Below are 19942 nucleotides of genomic sequence, written 5' to 3' on the forward strand. Positions count from 1 at the left end.
ACTCGGGGTGGGAGACGTATGGCACAGGCCGCCGAAGCCGCGCGGACCGTCATCATGACCGTGGACGACGATCCGGGAGTTTCCCGTGCCGTCGCCCGTGACCTGCGGCGGCGCTACGGCGAGTCGTACCGGATCGTGCGTGCGGAGTCCGGCGAGTCCGCGCTGGACGCGTTGCGCGAGCTGAAGCTGCGCGGGGATCTCGTCGCCGTGATCCTGGCGGACTACCGCATGCCGCAGATGAACGGCATCGAATTCCTGGAGCAGGCACTCGACGTCTATCCGGGCGCTCGCCGGGTGCTGCTGACCGCGTACGCGGACACGGACGCGGCGATCGACGCGATCAACGTCGTGGACCTCGACCACTATCTGCTGAAGCCCTGGGACCCGCCGGAGGAGAAGCTCTACCCGGTCCTGGACGACCTCCTGGAGGCGTGGCGCACCAGCGACTTCCGGCCCGTGCCCGCCACGAAGGTGGTCGGGCACCGCTGGTCGGCGCGCTCCTCGGACGTGCGGGAGTTCCTGGCCCGCAACCAGGTGCCGTACCGCTGGTACTCGGCGGACACCCCGGAGGGGCTGCGGCTGCTGTCCGCCGCCGGGGAGGACGGGCAGCGGCTGCCGCTCGTCATCACCGCCGAGGGGACGGTGCTGGTCGAGCCGGAGGCGCCGGAACTGGCCGCGGAGGTGGGGCTCGCGACCACGCCCACGGCCGACTTCTACGACCTCGTCGTCATCGGCGGCGGGCCCGCCGGGCTCGGCGCGGCCGTGTACGGGGCCTCCGAAGGGCTGCGGACCGTCCTCGTGGAGCGGTCGGCGACCGGTGGGCAGGCCGGGCAGAGTTCGCGGATCGAGAACTACCTCGGCTTCCCGGACGGTGTGTCCGGGGCCCAACTCACCGAGCGGGCGCGGCGGCAGGCCTCGAAGTTCGGCGCCGAGATCCTCACCGCGCGCGAGGTGACGGGTCTTGAGGCCAGCGGCTCGGCGCGGATCGTGCGGTTCGCGGACGGCTCGGCGGTCGCCGCGCACGCCGTGATCCTGGCGACCGGTGTGTCGTACCGCCAGTTGCAGGCGCCCGGCACGCCCGATCTGACGGGCTGCGGGGTCTACTACGGCTCGGCGCTGACCGAGGCCGCCTCCTGCCAGGGGCACGACGTGTACATCGTCGGCGGCGCCAACTCGGCGGGGCAGGCGGCGATGTACCTGGCCAAGGGCGCCAAGTCGGTGACCCTGCTGGTGCGCGGTCCTTCGCTGGCCGCGTCGATGTCGTACTACCTGATCCAGCAGATCAACGACGCGGAGAACATCTCGGTGCGCACCGGCACCGTCGTCGACGCCGCGCACGGCTCCGACCATCTGGAGCAGCTCACCCTGCGCGACACGGAGAGCGGGACGACCGAACTCGTCGACGCGCAGTGGATGTTCGTGTTCATCGGCGCGGCTCCGCTGACTGACTGGCTGGACGGCGCGGTGCTGCGCGACGAGCGCGGGTTCATCCTGTCCGGGCCCGACCTCGCTCCGGACGGAAAGCCGCCCGCGGGCTGGGAGTTGGACCGGTCGCCGTACCACCTGGAGACCAACATTCCCGGCGTGTTCGTGGCGGGCGACGCGCGCGCCGAGTCCGCGAAACGCGTCGCGTCCGCCGTCGGAGAGGGAGCCATGGCCGTGATGCTCGTCCACCGCTACCTGGAGCAGTCATGAGCGGAAAGGTGCTGCCCTGCAGCCCGCAGGAGATCGGCACGCTGTTCCTGTTCGAGAAGCTGACGCCGGAGCAGCTCGGCCGGCTGTGCTGCGACGGGCAGGTGGAGCAGTTCGAGGCCGGGCCCGTCTACACCGAGGGCGATCCCGCGACCTGCTTCTACGTGATGATCGAGGGCACCGTGGTGCTGTCGCGCCGCGTCGGCGAGGACGACGTGGAGGTCGCGCGCACCTCGCAGCGCGGGGTGTACACGGGCGCGATGCAGGCCTACATCGGGGACCGGGTGCAGCAGGTGTACCTCAACTCGATGCGGGTGACGGAGCCGACGCGGTTCTTCGTGCTGCCCGCCGAGACGTTCGCGGCCATCATGAGCGAGTGGTTCCCGATGGCGGTCCATCTGCTGGAGGGGCTCTTCTTCGGCCAGAAGAGCAGCCAGTTGGCGATCAGTCAGCGTGAACGGCTGCTGGCGCTGGGCTCGTTGTCGGCCGGGCTGACGCACGAACTCAACAACCCGGCGGCCGCCGCCGTCCGGGCCACCTCGACGCTGCGGGAGCGGGTGGCGAAGATGCGGCACAAGCTCCGCGTCATCTCCTCCGGCCCGTACTCGCGCGAGGACCTCGCCAACCTCATCGACATCCAGGAGCGCACGGCCGAACGCGTCGCCAAGGCGCAGACGTTGAGCCCGCTGGAGGCCTCGGACCGCGAGGACGAACTCACGGACTGGCTCGACGGCCACGGTGTCACGGAGTCCTGGCAGATCGCGCCGACGTTCGTGCAGGCCGGTCTGGACGTCGACTGGCTGGACCAGGTCGCGGCGGCCGTGGACGAGGAGATCCTGCCGGGAGCGATCGGCTGGCTCAACTACACGGTCGAGACAGAGCTGTTGATGACGGAGATCGAGGACTCGACGACCAGGATCTCGAATCTGGTCGGCGCCGCGAAGCAGTACTCGCAGTTGGACCGCGCCCCGTACCAGGTGGCCGATGTGCACGAACTCCTCGACAGCACCCTGCTGATGCTCGGCGGGAAGGTCGGCGACCGCATCAAGGTCGTCAAGGAGTACGACCGTACGCTCCCGAAGATCCCGGCCTATCCGGCGGAGCTCAACCAGGTGTGGACGAACCTGATCGACAACGCGGTGTCCGCCATGAACAGCGCGGGCGGGGAAGGCACGTTGACGGTGCGGACGGCGCTGGTGCGTGATCAGCTCATGGTGGAGTTCCGTGACACGGGGCCCGGTGTGCCGCAGGAGATCCGGAGTCGTATCTTCGATCCGTTCTTCACCACCAAGCCGGTGGGCGAGGGCACGGGGCTCGGTCTGGACATCTCCTGGCGGATCGTCGTCAACAAACACCACGGCACGCTCCAGGTGGAGTCGGTGCCGGGCGACACCCGCTTCCAGGTCCTGCTCCCCCTCACCGCCGTCGACAACGAGACGCCCGAGGAGTCCGCATGAGCGACATCACCGGAATCGACCCCCAGGTCCCGCCGAGCGGCGCCGGGTGCGTGGAGTGCGACGCGGCCCAGGGCTGGTGGTTCCATCTCCGGCGGTGCGCGCAGTGCGGTCACATCGGGTGTTGCGACGACTCCCCCGCCAAGCACGCCACGGCCCACTACCAGTCCACGGGACACCCGTTCATCCAGAGCTACGAGCCGGGCGAGGACTGGTTCTGGAACTTCACCACCTCCGAGCTGTACGACTCCGGTCCCGAGCTCGCCGCCCCGGTGAGCCACCCGAAGGACCAGCCGGTGCCGGGTCCCGCGGGCCGCGTGCCGGCGAACTGGGCCGAGACCCTGCGCTGAACCGGCCCGCCGGGCGGGGGCCGTCTCCCGCCCGGCGGCCAGGTGCGTTGTCGGTGGCGCGTGCCAGGATGGGGGCGTGTCGCAATCCGTAGCAGCAGCGCCGCTCATCGGCCGGGACGAGGAAGTCGCCCGCCTCGCCGGTGTGCTGGAGCGCGCCCGCGCGGGTACGGCGGGGGCGGTGCTGATCGCCGGGGACGCGGGCGTCGGCAAGACCCGGCTCCTGGACGAGATCGCGGGCCGGGCCGCGGGCGCCGGGACGACGGTCCTCACCGGGCACTGTGTGGACCTCGGTGACGTCGGTCTGCCGTATCTCCCGTTCACCGAGGTCCTCGGGGTCCTCGCCGCCGACGAGCGCTTCGCCCCCGCGCTGGCCGCGCATCCGGTGGTCGACCGGCTGCTCGGCGCCGGTGCGGACACGGCCCGGGACGCGGGCGGCCGGCTGCGGCTCTTCGAAGGCATCGCAGGTCTGCTCGCCGACCTCTCCGACATCGCGCCCCTTCTCCTGGTCCTGGAGGACCTGCACTGGGCCGACCAGTCCTCCCGCGACCTGCTCCGCTTCCTGCTGAGCCGCGGCATCCTCCAGCGCCCGGCGGGCGGCGCCCCCGCCCACCGCCTCGCGGTGTTCGCGTCGTACCGCGCGGACGACCTCCACCGCCGCCATCCCCTACGGCCCCTGCTGGCCGAGCTGGTGCGGCTGCCCGCCGTGGAGCGCCTGGAGCTGCGTCCCATGGGGGACGCGGAGGTCGCCCGGCTGGTGCGCGCGCTGCGCACGGGTCCGGTGCCGGACGGCACGGTCCGCCGGATCGTCGAGCGCGCCGAGGGGAACGCCTTCTACGCCGAGGAGTTGCTCGCGGCGACCGACCTGGAGGCGGGCGGGGTGCCGAGCGGTCTCGCCGACGTGCTGCTGATCCGTTTCGAGCAGCTCTCCGACACCGCCCAGCAGGTGCTGCGCACCGCCGCCGTCGCGGGCCGCCGCGTCGAGTACGACCTGCTGCGGGACGCGGTCCGACTCCCGGAGGACGAGCTGGAGTCGGCGCTGCGCGAGGCCGTCGAGCGGCAGCTCCTGGTCCCCTGGCACGGCGACACGTACTCCTTCCGGCACGCCCTCGCCCGCGAGGCGGTCTACGCCGACCTGCTGCCCGGCGAGCGCTCCCGGCTGCACGGCTCGTTCGCCCGCCTCCTCGCCGGACGCGGGCACCCGGCCGAGAGCGCGGCGGAGCGCGCCCACCACTACCGCGAGAGCCACGACCTCGCCGAGGCGCTGGCCGCCTCCCTGGAGGCCGCCGACCACGCCCAGCGGGTGGGCGCGCCCGCCGAGGAGCTACGGCATCTCGAAACCGTTCTCGATCTGTGGTCGTCGGTCGACCCGGGGGCCCGGCCGTCGGGCGAGGGCATCGGCAGTGTGACCCTCACCCTGCGCGCCTCGGCCGCGGCCGCCCACGCCGGGGACGCGCACCGCGCGGTCTCCCTCACCCGGTCCGCGCTCGCCGGGATCGGCCAGGACACGGACTCCGAGCTGGCCGCCCGGGTGCGGTACACGCTGGCCGACAATCTCATGGGCGTCGACAGCCTCACGGCCGCGTTCGCCTACAGCAGCGAGGCCCTGGCGATGATCCCCGCCGAACCGCCCTCGCGGACCTGGGTGTGGGCGGCGGCCACGCATGTGCTGGCGGCGCGTCAGGTCGGCGACGACGAGACCGCCCTGCGGGTTGCCCGCCAGGCCCTGCGCACCGCCGAGGAACTCCAACTGACCGACGCCCGGGCCGACTTGCTGATCTCGCTGGCGACGCTCGAAAGGGGCGGCCGGCGCACCAGGGAGGGCCGGGAGCGCCTCGCGCAGGCACGCGAGCTGGCCCGGCAGGCGGGGCACGTGCCCGTGGAGATGCGCGCCCTGTTCCACCTCGCCATCGGCAGCTTCGAGTCCGGCGAGTTGGAGGAGTCGCTGCCCTGGCTCGCCGAGGGGCTGGACCGGGCCCGTCGCGCCGGACTGCTCTCGTCGCCGTATCCGCTGGAGATGCGCTATCTGCAGCTCCTGGTGCTGTACACGCTGGGTCGCTGGGACGAGTGTGTGAAGGCCGCCGCGAGCGACGCGGACGTGCTGCCGCACGCGGGCGGCTTCACCATGGGGCCCGCGCTGTATGTGGCGCTGGCGCGCGGCGACTTGGAGGCGGCGGAGCGAGCCCGGGCCCTGCTGGACGGGCCGTTCGACTGGATGGCCGCGATGGTGGCGGGCATCGCGCTGATCGACGCGGGCGCCTTCCGGGGCGATGCGGAGGCGGCCGTGGAGCAGATGCGTACCGCGGTCGCCGCGCTCACCGACGACTCAGGGTGCCGTCCCGATCTCACGGTCCGGCTCGCCGCCCTCACCCTGGCCGCGGTCGCCGACCGTGCCGTCGCGCTACGGTCGACCGGCGACGAGGCGGGAGTGCGCCGCTGGACGGACACCGCGACGGAACTCGTCGAGCTCGCCCGGTCCGTGGCCGGCGCGGGTGGCGCCGCCCGACCCCAGGGGCCGGAAGGACAGGCGTGGCTGGCCCGCGCCGAGGCGGAGTGGATACGGGCGGCCGCCGGGCCGGACGCCGAGGCCTGGGGCAAGGCGGTGGCCGCGTTCGGCTACGGCGATGTCTACGAACGGGCGCGCTGCCAATTCCGGTACGCCGAGGCCCTGTTGGCGGCCGACCGCCGTGAGGAGGCGGCCGCCCAGGCCCGTGCCGCCCGGGAGACGGCGGCCCGGCTCGCCGCCACTCCCCTGCTCGCGCGGTTGGACACGCTGATCCGCCGTGGCCGTCTGGGCGACCCGGCGCCGGATGCCGGGGACCGCCCCTCGCCGCTGACGGCCCGCGAGCGGGACGTGCTGCGGCTGCTGGCGCTGGGCCGCAGCAACCGCCAGATCGGCGAGGAGCTGTTCATCACCGGCAAGACGGCGAGCGTCCACGTCTCCAACATCCTCGCGAAGCTGGGCGCCGCGAGCCGTACGGAGGCGGTGGCGATCGCCTACCGCCAGGGTCTGATCACCCCGGAGGCCACGGCGTCCGGCTGAACCTCACTGCCCTGAACCTCACTCGCCCGAGCCTCACTTCCCGCAGTCGAGGCTCTTGAGGTCGACGGCGTCGGCCATGGCCGCCATCCCCTTGTCATTGGGGTGGATGTGGTCACCGCCGTCGAAGAAGGGGAGCATCCTCTCCTGGTCGTAGGGGCTGCGCAGGATGTGGTCGAAGTCCGTGACGGCGTCCAACTCCCCGCTGCTCCTGATGAATTGGTTGACCTCCTGGCGTACCGCCTCGCCCGCCGCGTCCCATTCGGGCCAGCCCTTGAACGGTCCGACGGTGGCGCCGACGACACACTTCCCGGCCGCGTGCGCCCGCTCGATGATCTCGCGGTAGCCGGCGATCAGGTCCTGGGCGGTGACGCCGGAGTGGGCCTTGATGTCGTTGACGCCCTCGAAGAGGAACACGGTGCGGACGCCGGGCTGGGACAGCACATCGCGCTGCAGCCGGTTGAGGGCGCTCTGCCCGGCGCCGTCGGCGAGGACCTTGTTGCCGGATATCCCCTCGTTGGCCACGCCCTTGACGGCCGTGTCGGACTTCTGGAGCCGTCGGGCCAGGTAGTCGGGCCAGCGCCGGTTCTGGTCCGTGGTGGACGCCCAGCCGTCCGTGATGGAGTCGCCGAGCGTGACCACCGCGCCGGTGCCCGCGCTCGGCCGTACGGAGACGGCGTCGAGGTAGTACCAGGAGCCGGTGGTGTCGGTCCAGGCGGTGGCGCCCTCCTCGCCGGTGTGGTCGCCCTGGGTGGCGTACGACGTCTGCATGGCCATGCCGTGGCCGGTCGCCGGGCCCGCCGCGTCCGGGGAGTGGATGCTGACCACGAGGTTGGTCGCGGCGGGCACCTTGCCGGACAGCGGGTCGCTGTAGGCGACCGCGCCCGCCGGGATCGTGACCGACCGCTCGCCGCCGAAGGTCAGCCGCCGGTTGGAGCCGGGCACCAGCGCGGCGCCCGTCTTCTGGACCCCGGCGTAGACGCTGTCGAAGGTCAGCGGCCGGTCGCCGAAGGCGTTGGAGAGCCGGATCCGCAGCTCGCTGCCCGCGACACTGGTGTGCACGATCAGCCGGTAGCCGCGGTCGGCGACGCCGTCGCCCAGGTGGTCGGCGCTCGCTCCCCAGGTGATGACGGAGCTCGGGTTGTCCACTGCCTTCACCTGCGCCGGTGCCTGGGGTTGTGCGTGAGCGGGTCCGGCCTGGAAGGCGGCGGCGAACAGGAGGAGTGCGGCCGTACGGCGCAGTCGTGCCCGTCGGGCCGTCACCGGGCGAAGTCCTTCAACGTGACGGATCCGCCCTGTTTGACGGTCACGGTGCGGGTCTTGCCACCGTAGGCGACGGTCGTGGTGCGGCCGCCGACGCTGCGGATCTTCGCCTCGGTGGGCTTGCCGTCCTTCCAGCGCAGGTCGACGACGAAGCCGCCGCGGGCGCCCGCTCCGATGATCGAGCCGGACTCGGCCCAGGCGTCCGGGAGGGCCGGCAGGAGTTCCAGATGGCCCGGGCGGGAGTACAGGAGCATCTCGGTCACGGCCGCCGGGGTGCCGAAGTTGGCCTCGATCTGGAAGATGCCGCGGCCCTGTTCCACCTCGTAGATGTCGAAGAGGTTGAAGGCGGTGCCGTTGGTGCCGTTCTCGGACGGGCGGAGGTTGTTGACGACCAACTGGTAGGCCTTGTCGGCGTCCTTGAGGCGGGCCCAGCACAGGCTGCGCCAGGCGTTGGCCCAGCCGAAGCTGTTCATGCCGCGCGCGGTGAGCAGGGCGGTCGCGCCGTCGACGATGTCCTTCGGGGTGGAGCCGTCGGGGCGGATGCGGTCACCGGGGAACAGGTTGATCAGCGGGGAGAGGTGGCGGTGGGTGGTCTCGCCGAGGTTGTCGGGCGACATCCACTCCTCCAGCCAGCCGGACTTCGGGCTCACCTCGGGCAGGTACAGACGCCTGCGCAGGCCCGAGATCGTGCTCGCGAACCCGCTGTCCCGCTTCAACTCCGCCGAAGCCGCCGCGTAGTTGCCGAACAGGGCCCACACCACTTCCTGGGCGTAGGTGTTGCCCTTGCCGTCCTGCGGACCGTGCTCCGGCGACCAGTCGTGGTCCGCGACCAGCACCTCCTTCCCGTTGTCCAGGGTGGTGGTGATCAGCCGCGCCTCCCAGAACTCGCAGGCGCCCTTGAGGAGGGGGTAGATCTTCTCCAGGTGGGTGCGGGAGTGCGTGAACTCGTAGTGCTCCCAGAGGCTGTTGCTCAACCAGGCGTTGCCCGCCGGGTGCCACCACCAGCCGAGTCCGCCATAGGGGTTGGTGGAGAAGGCGACGGTCCAGCCGGCGACCTTCCCGCTGGTGTTGCGGAACCGGTTGCGGGAGTCCTGGAACAGCCGCTGGGTGAGGTCGGTCCAGGACGACAGTTGGTCGACGCAGTAGTCGGTGAAGGCGTCGAAGGACGAGGACAGACCCACCCGGTCGGCCATCCAGTAGTTCATCTGGATGTTGATGTCGGTGTGGTAATCGCCCATCCAGTCCGGGTCGTTGCCGTCCAGCCACAGGCCCTGGAGGCCCATCGGCAGACTGCCGCGCGAGCCGGAGACCATGAGGTAGCGGCCGAACTGGACGTAGGCGGCCTCGAGTTCGGGGTCGGGGTCGCCGCTCGTGTGGCGTGCCTGGATCCGCTCCCAGGTGTCCAGCGCGCGCTGGTCGTCGGACGACGTGCCGAGCGAGAGCTCGAACGTGCCGAACGCGGCCCGGTAGTCGGCGACATGGGTGCTCAGCAGGGTCGCGGCCGAGTGCTCGGCGGCGGCGCGGACCTTGGTGCGGGCGAGCTTCTGCGGGTCGAGCTTGGGGTCGCGGAAGCCGCGGGCGGCGTCCGGCGCGTAGTTGCTGCCGCCGCTCACCACCACGGTGAGGTCCTTGCACCCGGAGAACTCGATGTGCGCGCCGGTCACGGTGACCTTGCCGCCGCTGCCGTACGCGGTGACGGCGGCCCCGTACTTCAGCCCGTTGGCGAACTGGGCGCCGAAGGAGAGCGCGGCGGCCTCGCCGTGCGTTCCCTCCAGCGTGACGGTGCCGGTGTAGCGTCCGCCTCCGCTCTGGGAGAAGTGGAGGACGATCGCGTCGTCGGGGCCGCTGGAGAAGACCTCCCGCTTGTACGTCACTCCCGAGCGGACGTACGACGCGCCGACCACGCCCCGGTCGAGGTCGAGGGTGCGGCGATAGCCGTTGACGGCGCCCAGGTCGTGGTCGGGGATGTCGACGGTGAGCCGGGCGAGCAGGGTCAGGGACCCGAAGTCCGCGCGGCCGTAGGGGAATTGACCGTCGGAGTCGAGGGTGCCGTTGAGGCCGCCGGTCCAGATCGTGGCGTCGGTGATCAGGAGGACCTCGTGGCCGGGGTCGTTGCCGGCGAGGGCGCCGAGCCGGCCGTTGCCGACGGGGAGGCCCTGTTCGATCATCGAGGTGTCGCCTGCGGGGGCCTGCCACCACAGGGTGTTGAGTGAAGTACCGCTGCTGTACGAGGTGTTGGCCGGCCGCTGCGGTGCGGCCGAGGCGGTGAAGGCGGGCAGGCCGGCGAGTGCGCCGGTGGCCGCGGCGAGGGCGAGCAGGTTGCGTCTGGGCAGGTCGGGCAGTGCACTGGACATGGCGGTCTCCGAAAAGGTCGGCTCAGGAGGAGGAGTTGGGCACGTCGATCCGGTCGATGTCCGGCGCGTAGCCCGAACCGCTGTCGAAGGTGATGGTGTTGGCGCCCGCCTTCAGGCTCACCGGCACGCTGACCGTCCCGACGGTCCCCCAGTCGCCGGTGGACGGGAACTTGTGGCTGGTGGCGCCGTTGCCGTTCGAGGAGATGCTCACCGAGCGGGAGTCGCCGCTGACGTAGGCGATCTTCACCTGATAGGTGCCCGCCTTGGCGGCGACGACGTTGTTGATGGTGAGCTTGCCGCCGACGTAGAGGTTGCCGACCTTGTGGGCGCCGGAGCAGGCCGAGCAGTCGGCGATGTTGGCGTTGCCGCTGAGGGTGTTGGTGGCGGCCTCGGCCTCGTAGCCGGTCAGGGTGACGGCGCTGCCGCGCGGGGTGACGGTGAAGAGGCGGGAGCCGTGGGCGGGCAGGGCCTGGGTCACCTTGTTGGTGTAGGTGCCGAGGTCCTCGTGGTTCCAGAGGTCGCGGACGGCGGCCTTGCCGGTGAAGCCGAGGGTCGCCCAGTTCGCGGAGACGGCGGCGGGCGAGTCGGAGAGGTTGAACAGGGCAACGGTGTAGGTGCCGTTGGGGTTCTTCGCGGCCCACACCTGCTGGGCGTCGGACGGGGTGACCGGGCGGGCGGGCGGTGCGTCGCTCTGGTCGACGGCGATGACCTCGCGGTTGGTGAGCAGCGAGAGGCCGTAGTCGTCGAGCTTGGTGAGGTCGTCACCGGTGAACAGCGGGGACTTGGCCACGGCCCAGAGGGTCGCGTAGCTCTGGCGCTCCGCCTTGGTCAGGCCGTCCATCGCGCCGTTGCCGACGTCGAGGGAGTCGAGGTCGTTCCAGCCGCCGGGGCCCGCCTTGTCGGTCCAGGCGGGGGTGTCGTCCCAGCGGTCGTCGACCGAGTTCTCCCAGGTGACAAGGGTGTTGCAGTAGCACTCGACGTCGGTGTCGATGCGCCAGCCGTTGGAGTACTTCTGCCAGTCGGCCGCGTGTCCGTAGTCCAGGGACCAGGAGACTTCCAGGTGGATGGGGCGACCGGTGGCGGTGATGGCCTTGTTCCAGGCGGCGACATCGGCAACGTTGTCGTATTGGTCGCCGCTCTTTCCGGAGCCGGGACCGACCCCGTCCAGCTTGAGGAAGTCGTAGCCCCAGCCGGCGATCAACTGGGCCTGGGAGTCGATGTACTTCTGGGCGCAGGGCTTGGAGAAGTCGATCTTGTACGCGCTGTCCCAGCCGTTGGTGGTGCGCAGGTCGCTGTAGACGATGTCGGCGGTGGTGCATCCGTCGGCGTTCCAGATGGGCGTCTTGCCGTCGCCGTAGGCACCCTTCTCCAGGCCGGCGGGCAGGTAGATGCCGGCCTTGAGGCCCTTGGAGTGGATGCGGTCGGCGACGGCCTTCATGCCGCTGGGGAAGCGGACCGGGTCGGCCTTCTGGCGTCCGTACTGGTCGTAGCCGGACTTCCAGGTCTTGTCCATCCACCAGCCGGCGTCGATGTTGAGGTAGTCGTAGCCGTACTTCTTCAGCTTGCTCGCGAGCGCGTCGGTCTGCTTGGTGACGTTCGCCTCGGTGAGGTAGCTGTAGTCGCCGTCCGGGTTGAGGCCGGGGTACTTGGACGACTGCATGCTCCAACTCGACCAGCCCATGAAGGGCTTGGCGGCGACGGCCGGGGCCGGGTCCACCGTGGGGGTGGCCGCCCGTGCGGCGGGGAAGGAGGTGGCGAAGCCGGCGGTGAGGGCCAGGACCACCATGGCTCTCAGTGCGCGGACAGGCGTGAGGGAGTACATCGTCGGGCTCCTCGTGCGGGGTAGGAGTGTGACAGGCGGGAATGTGGTCGTGCGGGCTAGTCGGCGGCTCGGATGAAGGACTGGATCGCGGTGGCGGCGGCCCCGCGCGCCCATTCGTCGAAGGGCAGGGGGCGGGTCTGTACGTCGCACCGGGCGGCGGAACCGAAGGCGGCGGCGGTGAAGGAGTCACGGATCTGCTCGGCGAACAGGTCGTAGGCGGCCAGGCCCTCGCCGGAGATGATCACGCGTTCGGGGCCGAGCAGGTTGGCCACGGTCGCGATGCCCCGGCCGATGGCCTCACCGGCCCGCGCGTACACCTCGCGCGCTCCGGCGTCGCCCCGGTGGGCGAGGGCCAACGCCTCGGCGGTGTCGGCGACTTGGACGCCGGTGACCTCGCGGACGCGGGCGACGATCGCGGCGTCCCCGGCGATCGCCTCGACGCAGCCGCGGTTGCCGCAGTGGCACAGGGGTCCGGCGGGGTCGACGACCACGTGCCCGATCTCCCCGGCCACGCCGTGGGCACCGGCGACGACCTGACCGTGCACGACGAGTCCGCAGCCGATGCCCGCGCCGACGGTCACCACGGCGAAGTCCGTGAGACCCGCGCCGGCGCCGAACCACTGCTCGGCGACGGTCAGCGCCCGTACGTCGTTGTCGACGGTGACCGGCAACCCCGTTGTCATGGCGGCCAGTTCGGCCAGGCGTACGTCACGCCACTCCAGGAACGGCGAGTAGCGGACGACCCCTTCGCCGCGGTCCACGTCTCCGGAGACCGCGAGGCCGAGGCCGAGCACCTGGATGCCCAAGTCGTCGGCCTCGGTGCGGAGTTCCTGGGCCAGGTCCGCGATCGACGACAGCACCGCCTTGGGGTCGTGGTCGGTCAGCGGCACATGGCGGGCGACGCGGATACGGCAGCACAGGTCGGCGAGGACGCCGATGATCTCGTCGCCGGTCACCTTGACCCCGATGAACAACGCCCGTCCGCCGTCGACCCGTACGAGGTTCGCGGGCCGCCCGAGTGCCGGGGGCGCGTCCTGGTCGGCGCCCTCCGCCAGGTACCCGGCCTCCATCAGCGGCCGGACCGCCTTGGTCACGGCGGCCGCGGACAGCCCTGCCCGGCGGGCCACCTCGAGTCGGGTGAGGGGGCCGTGGGACAGCACGGTCGTGAAGACCTGTGAGACGGCCGGCGTGTGGGCCGGAAACGACTCGGTACGGGGGATCGAGCGCATGGCGGGAACCTAGATCCCTTCTTTTCCGTCGTCAATAAAAGAAGCAGGATTTGTCGAAGCCAAGTTGTGAGTCGCCTGAGCGGAGCTGATGCCTGCCGAGGCCTCGTTGTCAGCGCCGGGCGGCACAATCGCCCTATGACGACGATCGATTGGTCCGGCCTGACCCATGCCTACGGCAGCGCCGAGAACGTCCCGGGGCTGTTCGCGCGCCTCGGCGGCAGCGAGGACGAGGCCGTGTGGCAGGAGTTGTGGGGGTCGCTGTGCCACCAGGGCTCGGTGTACGACGCGAGCTGGGCGGCGCTGCCGGTGCTCACCGACATCGCGCTGGGCCGGGCGCCGGGCGGGCCGATACAGGCGGTCACCATGGCCGGGCTGATCACCACGGACCCGGACGAGGAGTGCCGGGCGCGGTACGCGCGCGAGACAGCCCAACTCCTCGATGTGGCACGGCGTTTGCGAGCCGACCCGGCGCAGGACGCGCACACCTTCGTGTACCTCCAGATGGCCGTGCTCGCCTTCGAGGACGGCGGGATGTGGGCCGAGGCGCTGGAAGGGGTGAACAGCGAGGAGTACGACGTGGGGTGCCCCGAGTGCGAGGAGGGCCTGTTCGTCGCGTTCGGCTCGTACGGCGTCTTCACCTCGGCCGGCGACTATGTGACCGGCACGGGCAAGGAGGCTGACACGGAGGGGCGGACGGAGCTGATACCGGCCGCACCCGACGCACTCCACGGCATCGGTGCGCGACTGCACGGCGAGGCGGTCGAGTTCGGGCAGGCGGAGGTCGCGAAGGCGTTGACCTATGTGTTCGGGAAGGCGAGTTGCCCTTCCTGCGAGGCCGTGTTCACGGTGTCCGAGGAGGTCGAGAAGCAGTGGATCTGAGCAGGCCGCGTGTCTGGGGGTCTGAGGAGACCGGGTGTCCGGGTGCCCCGCTCGTGGCAGGGCACCCGGACGGTCGTCAGTGCCTGGCGGCAGGGGTGTTGGCGACCGTGACGTTCACGGCGGCCCAGGCCTGGTCGACGGTCCGGTACGCCGCGCTGTTCGCGCCGTAGAGGTCCGCCGCGGCCTTCAGCGTCGCGAGGCGCGCGTCGTGGAAGTCGGTGGTGGACACCATGTAGCGGGTCAGCGCGCGGTAGAAGATCGCCGTGGCCTTCGCCCGTCCGATGCCGGTGACGGTCGACCCGTCGTAGGTGGGCGAGTCGTAGGCGAAGCCGCCGATCGTCTTGCGTCCGCTGCCCTCCGCGAGGAGGTAGTACGCGTGCGAGGAGACACCGGAGCCGGCGTGCACCTCGGCGTCGTACGTCTGGGGCGACCAGTAGTCGACGGTGCCTTCGAGCTTGTCGAGGGAGGGGTGGTCGAGGCGGCGCAGGAACTTCTGGGCGAGGCCGAGCTTCTCGCCGATCAGGTAGTTCGGCGGGTTCTTCGCGTTGTTGGCGCTGAACTCGACGTTGGAGCCGAAGATGTCCGCGAGGGACTCGTTCAGTGAGCCCGCCTCGCCGTACTGGTTGCCGTCCGCGTCGACGCGGGTGGGCTCCAGCTTGGCGGTGGCGTCCACGACACCGTGGGTCAGCTCGTGCCCCGTCACGTCGAGGACGACGAGCGGCTTCTTGAACATGTCCCCGTCGCCGTCGCCGTAGAGCATGCAGTCGCAGGTCGAGTCCCAGAACGCGTTGGCGACCTTCCTGCCGAAGTGGACCATGCCGCGGGCGGCCTTGCCATTGTTCTCTATGCCCTTGCGGCCGAAGGTCTTCTTGTAGAAGTCCAGGGTCTTGGTGATGCCGTACTGGGCGTCGACTGCGGCGCTGTCGCGGTGCGCGACGGCGCCGTTGCCCCACTTGTTCGTGGTGGTGGTGAACTTCTTGCCCTGCGCGAAGTTCTCCAGCTCCTGGCCCTTGGCGTCGCGGGTCTCGGTGCCCCAGCGGGTCGGGTCCTTGAGCAGGTAACTGGTGCGCGCCGTGCGGGTGGTGGTCAGCGGCACCTTGCCGACGAAGAGGGAGGTGCCGGTGCCCGAGGCGGTGACCGGGTAGTGGACCGCGCGCGCCGCGACTGCGGCTGCTGTGAGGGACTTCGGCTGTACGGCGGTGCCGGTGGCGGGGTCCAGGGTCTCGCCGCGCTCGCGCAGGGCGTCGAGGAGCTTGGGCGAGAGGAACTCGTCGCTGTCGGGGGCGTTGCTGCGGACCGTGCCGGTGACGGCGTCGATGACGACCGTGCGGGTGCCGGCGGCCTCGGCGGTGGCGCTGTCGCTGACGGGCACCTGGTAGGCGAGCGCGGCCGCCCCACTCCGGGCGTCCACCACGAGTTCGGCGGTGCCCGCGTCGCCCTTGCCGACGGCGGCGGCCTTCGCCTGGGCCTGATCGGCCGTCAGCCGAGCCTGCGTGGTGGCGGGCGCGACGCTGTGGTCGGCCGCCCGGGTGACGCCGGTGTAGGCCAGTTGGTGGGACAGATGGACGACGAGATCGCCGCCGAGGACCGGCATGCCCTGGTGCGTGCGGATGAACCGCACATGCCGTGCGCCCTCCGGGTCGATCAGCACGTCCTGGGCCCGGAGTTCATCGCCCCGCGTGACACCGGTCGCCGACGCGTGTGCAAACGCGGCGGCACGCGCGGCCGTGACGACGGACGCGGCGCCGGTGCCCGTGCCGGTCGCTGCCGCAGCGGAATCCGCCCCCGTGGCCGGTCCCGCGAAGGCCGTTCCGGCCAGGCCCGTGGCGGCCGTCGTCACCGCGACGGCGACCGCCAGGCTGCGTATGTGGGATCCACGCATGGATGAGGGCTCCTCCGTACGAGACGGTCGGGATCACCAACCGCCTTGAGACAGGGCGCGGTTGAACGCACCGCACCCGGGGGCTGGTCGGGCCCCGAGCCGAAACCCTGACGGATACGCCATGTGCATGTAAAGCCGAAATAAACGATTTTCGATCGCTTTATGGCAATACTTTGCGAATCCACATCGCTCGGTGATCAGCGAGTGACCAACTGTGCGACACCTGTGGAGATGTGACGGGCCGCGAGAAGGTTGCCTCGCGCGACTGTGATCGATCTCGCATACAGCGAAAAAACGGGAGAGGACCGGATGGTCACAAGAACGGTGCGCAGAGCCACGGCGGCGACGGCGGCACTGCTGGCGCTCACTGCGGTACCGGCACATGCCGCGCCCCACGAACCGGACACCACGACAACCAGCGGTACGGCCGCGCTTCCGGCCCCCGACCTGACGGGCCTCCGTGCCGTACTGCGCACGCTGACGGCACAGGGCGCGCCCGGGGCGATCGCCCGCATCGACGACCACGGAACCGTCCGCACGGCCGCCGCGGGAATCGACGACCGCACGACCCGCCGGGCCATCGGCAACGCCGACCGCTTCCGCATCGGCAGCGTCACCAAGTCCTTCTCGGCCGTCGTCCTGCTCCAACTGGCCGACGCCCACAAGCTGGACCTGGACGCCTCGGTCGACCGCTACCTGCCCGGCCTGCTGCCCGACCGGCGGATCACCGTGCGCCACGTACTGAGCCACCGCAGCGGTCTGTACGACTACACGAACTCCATGTTCGCCAGTTCGGTCTCCGGCTTCGAGGCCGTACGCGACAAGGTGTTCACCTACCGGCAGTTGGTGGGGCTGTCGCTCAAGCACGCGCGCACCAACGCGCCGGGCGCCGCCTACGCGTACTCGAACACCAACTTCGTGGTCGCCGGGATGCTCATAGAGAAGCTGACGGGCCACTCCGTGGGGACCGCGTACCGCGACCGCATCATCAAGCCGCTCAAGCTGCGCGACACCTTCTATGTCCATCCGTCGACGAAGATCCCGGGCCGGTACGCCCACGGCTATCTCACCCCGGACCGCACGGGCGCGCCGCTGGTCGACGCCACCGAGCAGACGGTCTCCTGGGCCCAGAGCGCCGGCGCGGTCATCTCCACCACCCGCGACCTCAACACCTTCTTCTCCGCACTGCTCGGCGGCAGGCTCACCTCCGCCGCCCGACTCGCGCAGATGCAGCGGTGGACCCCGGTCAACAGCACGACCCGGTACGGCCTCGGACTGCGGCGCCGCGATCTGTCCTGCGGGGTCTCGGTGTACGGCCACACGGGCGCGGTCCAGGGTTTCTACACCTACTCCTTCACGTCGAAGGACGGCCGCCGCAGCCTCACCGCACTGGCCAACACCTCCAACAACGGCACGGTGCTGAACACGATGGCGGGCACCCTGGAGGCGGCGTTCTGCGGCAAGCAGACGCGGGCGATCCAGGGCTCGCCGCTCACCGGCCGGGGCTCGTACGTCACCGAACGGCGCGTGGCCCACGAGGACATCGCGCCGGGGGTCGCCCGGGACTGAGGGCGTCTCACGCGGGGCGCGGGGTCGGAGGGCATCGTTCTCCGGCCCCGCGCCGCGTCGTGCGGGAAGCCACCTGCCCCCGGCGGGACGTCGTGCGGGAACCCGCTTGCCCCGGTGGCACGTTGAGGGGACAGCGAAGTCCCCCACCGGGCGACACCGGGCCCCATCGGGCACGCACAGCGAGGGCGGTGCCATGAACGAGCTGACGCAGGGCGGCAATCTGCCCCTGCCGGGCGGCGCCCTCACCCTGCGGGTGTCCGGTCCCTTCGACGTGTCGGCGCTGATCACGGACGAGGGCGGCAAGGTCGGCGGCGACGCGGACTTCGTGTTCTACAACCAGCCGGCGGCGCCCGGAGCGCGTCTGCGGGGAGACGCCCTGACCGTCGACCCGGGGCGGCTGCGCACCGGCGCCGCGCGGGTCACGATCGCCGTCAGCCCCGCCGAGCCCGGCACTCCCTTGGGCCGCCTCCCCGCACCCACCCTCCAGGTCACCGACGCCGGCGGCCGGCCCCTCGCCCGGTTCACCCCACCACGCCCCCAGCGCGAGACCGTCCTGCTGCTCGCCGAGCTCTACCGACGCGGCACCGGCTGGAAGCTGCGCGCGCTGGGGCAGGGGTACGCCGACGGACTCGCGGGAGTGGCGCGGGACTTCGGCGTGGACATCGCCGAGGACCCGGCTCCCGGTACCGCCTCCGCTCCCGGTACCGGTACCGCTCCCGCACGAGGAGCGGGCTCGGCCGGGCCGGGTACGCCCCGCTCCCCACGAGGAAGGGGCTCCGCCACTACGACGCGAACGCCGGGCGCTGCCGCACGAGTCGGGGGTCCCGCCACGGCACCACGAGCGCCCGGCCATGGATCAGGGCCCGGCCCCACCGACTTCCTTGCTCTCGCCAACTCGGCGCGCGCCGACGCCGGTTGCCCACCCGTCTCCCTCGATCCCCGGCTCGCCTCCGCCGCGCAGGCCCACGTCAGCGGCATGGCCGCCGCCGGGCACCTCGGCGCCGAGAGCCGCGACGGGATCTCCGTGTACCAGCGTGTCGTCCGGGCCGGCTACACCTACCTCACCATCGGCGAGCACCTGGTCTCCGGCCCGCGCACGGCCGCCGGGTTCGTCGACTACTGCCTGCGCACCGAACAGCCCCGCCGGACGCTGCTGGAGCGGGCCTTCACGCACGCGGGGCTCGCCCAGGCCGTCGACCCCCGCTCCGGTGACGTGTACTGGACGGCGCTGTGGGCAAGGCCGCTCACCTCGGGCAACCTGGCCCACACGGCGGCGAAGGTCGTCGAGTTGACCAACGCGGAGCGCGCCAGGGCCGGGCTGCGCGCACTGGCCGTAGACCCGCTGCTGGCCGCCGCCGCGCAGGCGCACAGCACCGACATGGTGGCCCGCGCCTTCTATTCGCACACCTCCCCGGACGGCTCCCAGCCCTGGGACCGGGCCGCCGCGGCGGGCTCGCGCCGGCGCACGATCGGGGAGAACATCGCCTGCGGTCAGCGCTCGCCCGCCGAGGTCGTGCAGGGCTGGATGAACAGCCCGGGCCACCGCGCCAACATCCTCAAACCGGACTTCACCCACATAGGCATCGGCTTCGCGGGTGGCGGACAGATGGGGACGTACTGGACGCAACTCTTCGGCGCCTGAGAGCCGGGCGCGGTCAACGCGTCCACGATCTTGGCGGAATGAGATCTTCCGGGTCAGGATGCCCGCATGAAGGGTGATCTGTTTTCCAGTGAGCACATGGTGCAGCCGGCCACCGCGCCGGGCATGACCGTCGAGAATGCCAAGTGCATCAGGTACGCGGTCAACGGCGAGATGCTCGCCCGCCAGGGGGCGATGATCGCCTACCGCGGCAACCTCCAGTTCGAGCGCAAGGGCCAGGGCGTGGGCGGCATGCTCAAGCGCGCGGTCACCGGTGAGGGGCTGCCGCTGATGGTGGTGCGCGGGCAGGGCGAGGCATGGTTCGCGCACGAGGCGCAGAACTGTTTCGTGGTCGAGATCGACCCCGGTGACGAGTTCACCGTCAACGGCCGCAACGTCCTGTGTTTCGACGCCTCGTTGTCGTACTCGATCAAGACGGTGAAGGGCTCCGGCATCGCGGGCGGCGGTCTCTTCAACAGCGTCTTCACCGGGCAGGGCAAGCTGGGTCTGGTCTGCGAGGGCAACCCGCTGGTCATACCCGTCTCGCCGCAGTACCCGGTGTTCGTCGACACGGACGCGGTGGTCGGCTGGTCGGCCCATCTCCAGACCTCGCTGCACCGTTCGCAGTCCATCGGCTCGATGCTGCGCGGCGGTTCCGGTGAGGCCGTCCAACTCATGCTCCAGGGCGAGGGGTTCGTCGTGGTGCGGCCCAGCGAGGAGACGCCGCAGAAGGCGCAGCAGCACTGAGGTCCCCGCGGTCGGGTCCGCGCGA

General features: G+C 71.2%; 13 protein-coding genes. 8 read left to right on the forward strand and 5 right to left on the reverse strand.

From position 1 onward, the window contains the following. Window positions 1-18 precede the first annotated feature (18 nt). From OG223_RS05510 to OG223_RS05525, 4 genes are all read left to right on the forward strand, one after another. Window positions 19-1695 (forward strand): FAD-dependent oxidoreductase, encoded by a 1677-nt coding sequence (locus tag OG223_RS05510; protein WP_329243186.1) that lies wholly within the window; start codon window positions 19-21, stop codon window positions 1693-1695. Continuing rightward, the gene (locus tag OG223_RS05515) at window positions 1692-3149 is read left to right on the forward strand and encodes an ATP-binding protein (protein WP_329243189.1); all 1458 of its coding nucleotides are present in this window, start codon (window positions 1692-1694) and stop codon (window positions 3147-3149) included. The genes OG223_RS05510 and OG223_RS05515 overlap by 4 nt, the downstream gene beginning before the upstream one ends. Continuing rightward, entirely contained in the window at window positions 3146-3496 is a 351-nt protein-coding gene (locus OG223_RS05520) for a UBP-type zinc finger domain-containing protein (RefSeq protein WP_329243191.1), read from the forward strand. The genes OG223_RS05515 and OG223_RS05520 overlap by 4 nt, the downstream gene beginning before the upstream one ends. A gap of 76 nt (window positions 3497-3572) precedes the next feature. Then, window positions 3573-6536 (forward strand): helix-turn-helix transcriptional regulator, encoded by a 2964-nt coding sequence (locus OG223_RS05525; RefSeq protein ID WP_329243194.1) that lies wholly within the window; start codon window positions 3573-3575, stop codon window positions 6534-6536. Between the two features lie 33 nt (window positions 6537-6569). Here the strand turns inward: OG223_RS05525 and OG223_RS05530 are convergent, their stop codons facing one another. The 4 genes from OG223_RS05530 to OG223_RS05545 are packed head-to-tail and all read right to left on the reverse strand — an operon-like array spanning window position 6570 to window position 13201. Continuing rightward, a complete protein-coding gene (locus OG223_RS05530) occupies window positions 6570-7796 on the reverse strand; it encodes an SGNH/GDSL hydrolase family protein (protein ID WP_329243197.1) in 1227 nt (408 codons plus the stop codon). Next, on the reverse strand, window positions 7793-10150 hold the full coding sequence (locus tag OG223_RS05535) for a glycosyl hydrolase family 95 catalytic domain-containing protein (protein WP_329243198.1): 2358 nt from the start codon (window positions 10148-10150) through the stop codon (window positions 7793-7795). Before OG223_RS05535 ends, OG223_RS05530 begins: the two co-directional genes overlap by 4 nt. Window positions 10151-10172: 22 nt before the next feature. Next, window positions 10173-11972, reverse strand: coding sequence for an alpha-galactosidase D (locus OG223_RS05540; protein WP_329243201.1), 1800 nt, complete (start codon window positions 11970-11972; stop codon window positions 10173-10175). A gap of 56 nt (window positions 11973-12028) precedes the next feature. Then, window positions 12029-13201 (reverse strand): ROK family transcriptional regulator, encoded by a 1173-nt coding sequence (locus tag OG223_RS05545; protein WP_329243204.1) that lies wholly within the window; start codon window positions 13199-13201, stop codon window positions 12029-12031. A 135-nt stretch (window positions 13202-13336) separates the two neighbouring features. Between OG223_RS05545 and OG223_RS05550 the strand changes: the two genes are divergently transcribed. After that, a complete protein-coding gene (locus tag OG223_RS05550; RefSeq protein WP_329243206.1) occupies window positions 13337-14080 on the forward strand; it encodes a hypothetical protein in 744 nt (247 codons plus the stop codon). Between the two features lie 76 nt (window positions 14081-14156). Here OG223_RS05550 and OG223_RS05555 read toward each other — a convergent pair whose 3' ends face one another. Then, window positions 14157-15962 carry a M4 family metallopeptidase gene (locus OG223_RS05555; RefSeq protein ID WP_329243209.1) on the reverse strand — a complete coding sequence of 602 codons (1806 nt, stop codon included), beginning with the start codon at window positions 15960-15962 and terminating at the stop codon, window positions 14157-14159. Between the two features lie 309 nt (window positions 15963-16271). Between OG223_RS05555 and OG223_RS05560 the strand changes: the two genes are divergently transcribed. From OG223_RS05560 to OG223_RS05570, 3 genes are all read left to right on the forward strand, one after another. Then, window positions 16272-17531, forward strand: a complete 1260-nt coding sequence (locus OG223_RS05560) for a serine hydrolase domain-containing protein (protein ID WP_329243212.1) — start codon at window positions 16272-16274, stop codon at window positions 17529-17531. 193 nt (window positions 17532-17724) lie between these two features. Then, window positions 17725-19173, forward strand: a complete 1449-nt coding sequence (locus OG223_RS05565; protein ID WP_329243213.1) for a CAP domain-containing protein — start codon at window positions 17725-17727, stop codon at window positions 19171-19173. Window positions 19174-19239: 66 nt separating this feature from the next. Then, complete coding sequence (locus tag OG223_RS05570) at window positions 19240-19917, forward strand: AIM24 family protein (RefSeq protein ID WP_200690002.1); 678 nt, start codon at window positions 19240-19242, stop codon at window positions 19915-19917. The last annotated feature ends 25 nt before the right edge of the window (window positions 19918-19942 follow it).

The sequence above is a fragment of the Streptomyces sp. NBC_01478 genome (assembly GCF_036227225.1).
GTDB lineage: Bacteria > Actinomycetota > Actinomycetes > Streptomycetales > Streptomycetaceae > Streptomyces.

Coding starts and splice junctions, on each gene's coding strand:
- OG223_RS05510 (WP_329243186.1), top strand. CDS start 19: ATGGCACAGGCCGCCGAAGCCGCGCGGACCGTCATCATGACCGTGGAC.
- OG223_RS05515 (WP_329243189.1), top strand. CDS start 1,692: ATGAGCGGAAAGGTGCTGCCCTGCAGCCCGCAGGAGATCGGCACGCTG.
- OG223_RS05520 (WP_329243191.1), top strand. CDS start 3,146: ATGAGCGACATCACCGGAATCGACCCCCAGGTCCCGCCGAGCGGCGCC.
- OG223_RS05535 (WP_329243198.1), bottom strand. CDS start 10,150: ATGTCCAGTGCACTGCCCGACCTGCCCAGACGCAACCTGCTCGCCCTC.
- OG223_RS05540 (WP_329243201.1), bottom strand. CDS start 11,972: ATGTACTCCCTCACGCCTGTCCGCGCACTGAGAGCCATGGTGGTCCTG.
- OG223_RS05545 (WP_329243204.1), bottom strand. CDS start 13,201: ATGCGCTCGATCCCCCGTACCGAGTCGTTTCCGGCCCACACGCCGGCC.
- OG223_RS05550 (WP_329243206.1), top strand. CDS start 13,337: ATGACGACGATCGATTGGTCCGGCCTGACCCATGCCTACGGCAGCGCC.
- OG223_RS05555 (WP_329243209.1), bottom strand. CDS start 15,962: ATGCGTGGATCCCACATACGCAGCCTGGCGGTCGCCGTCGCGGTGACG.
- OG223_RS05560 (WP_329243212.1), top strand. CDS start 16,272: ATGGTCACAAGAACGGTGCGCAGAGCCACGGCGGCGACGGCGGCACTG.
- OG223_RS05565 (WP_329243213.1), top strand. CDS start 17,725: ATGAACGAGCTGACGCAGGGCGGCAATCTGCCCCTGCCGGGCGGCGCC.
- OG223_RS05570 (WP_200690002.1), top strand. CDS start 19,240: ATGAAGGGTGATCTGTTTTCCAGTGAGCACATGGTGCAGCCGGCCACC.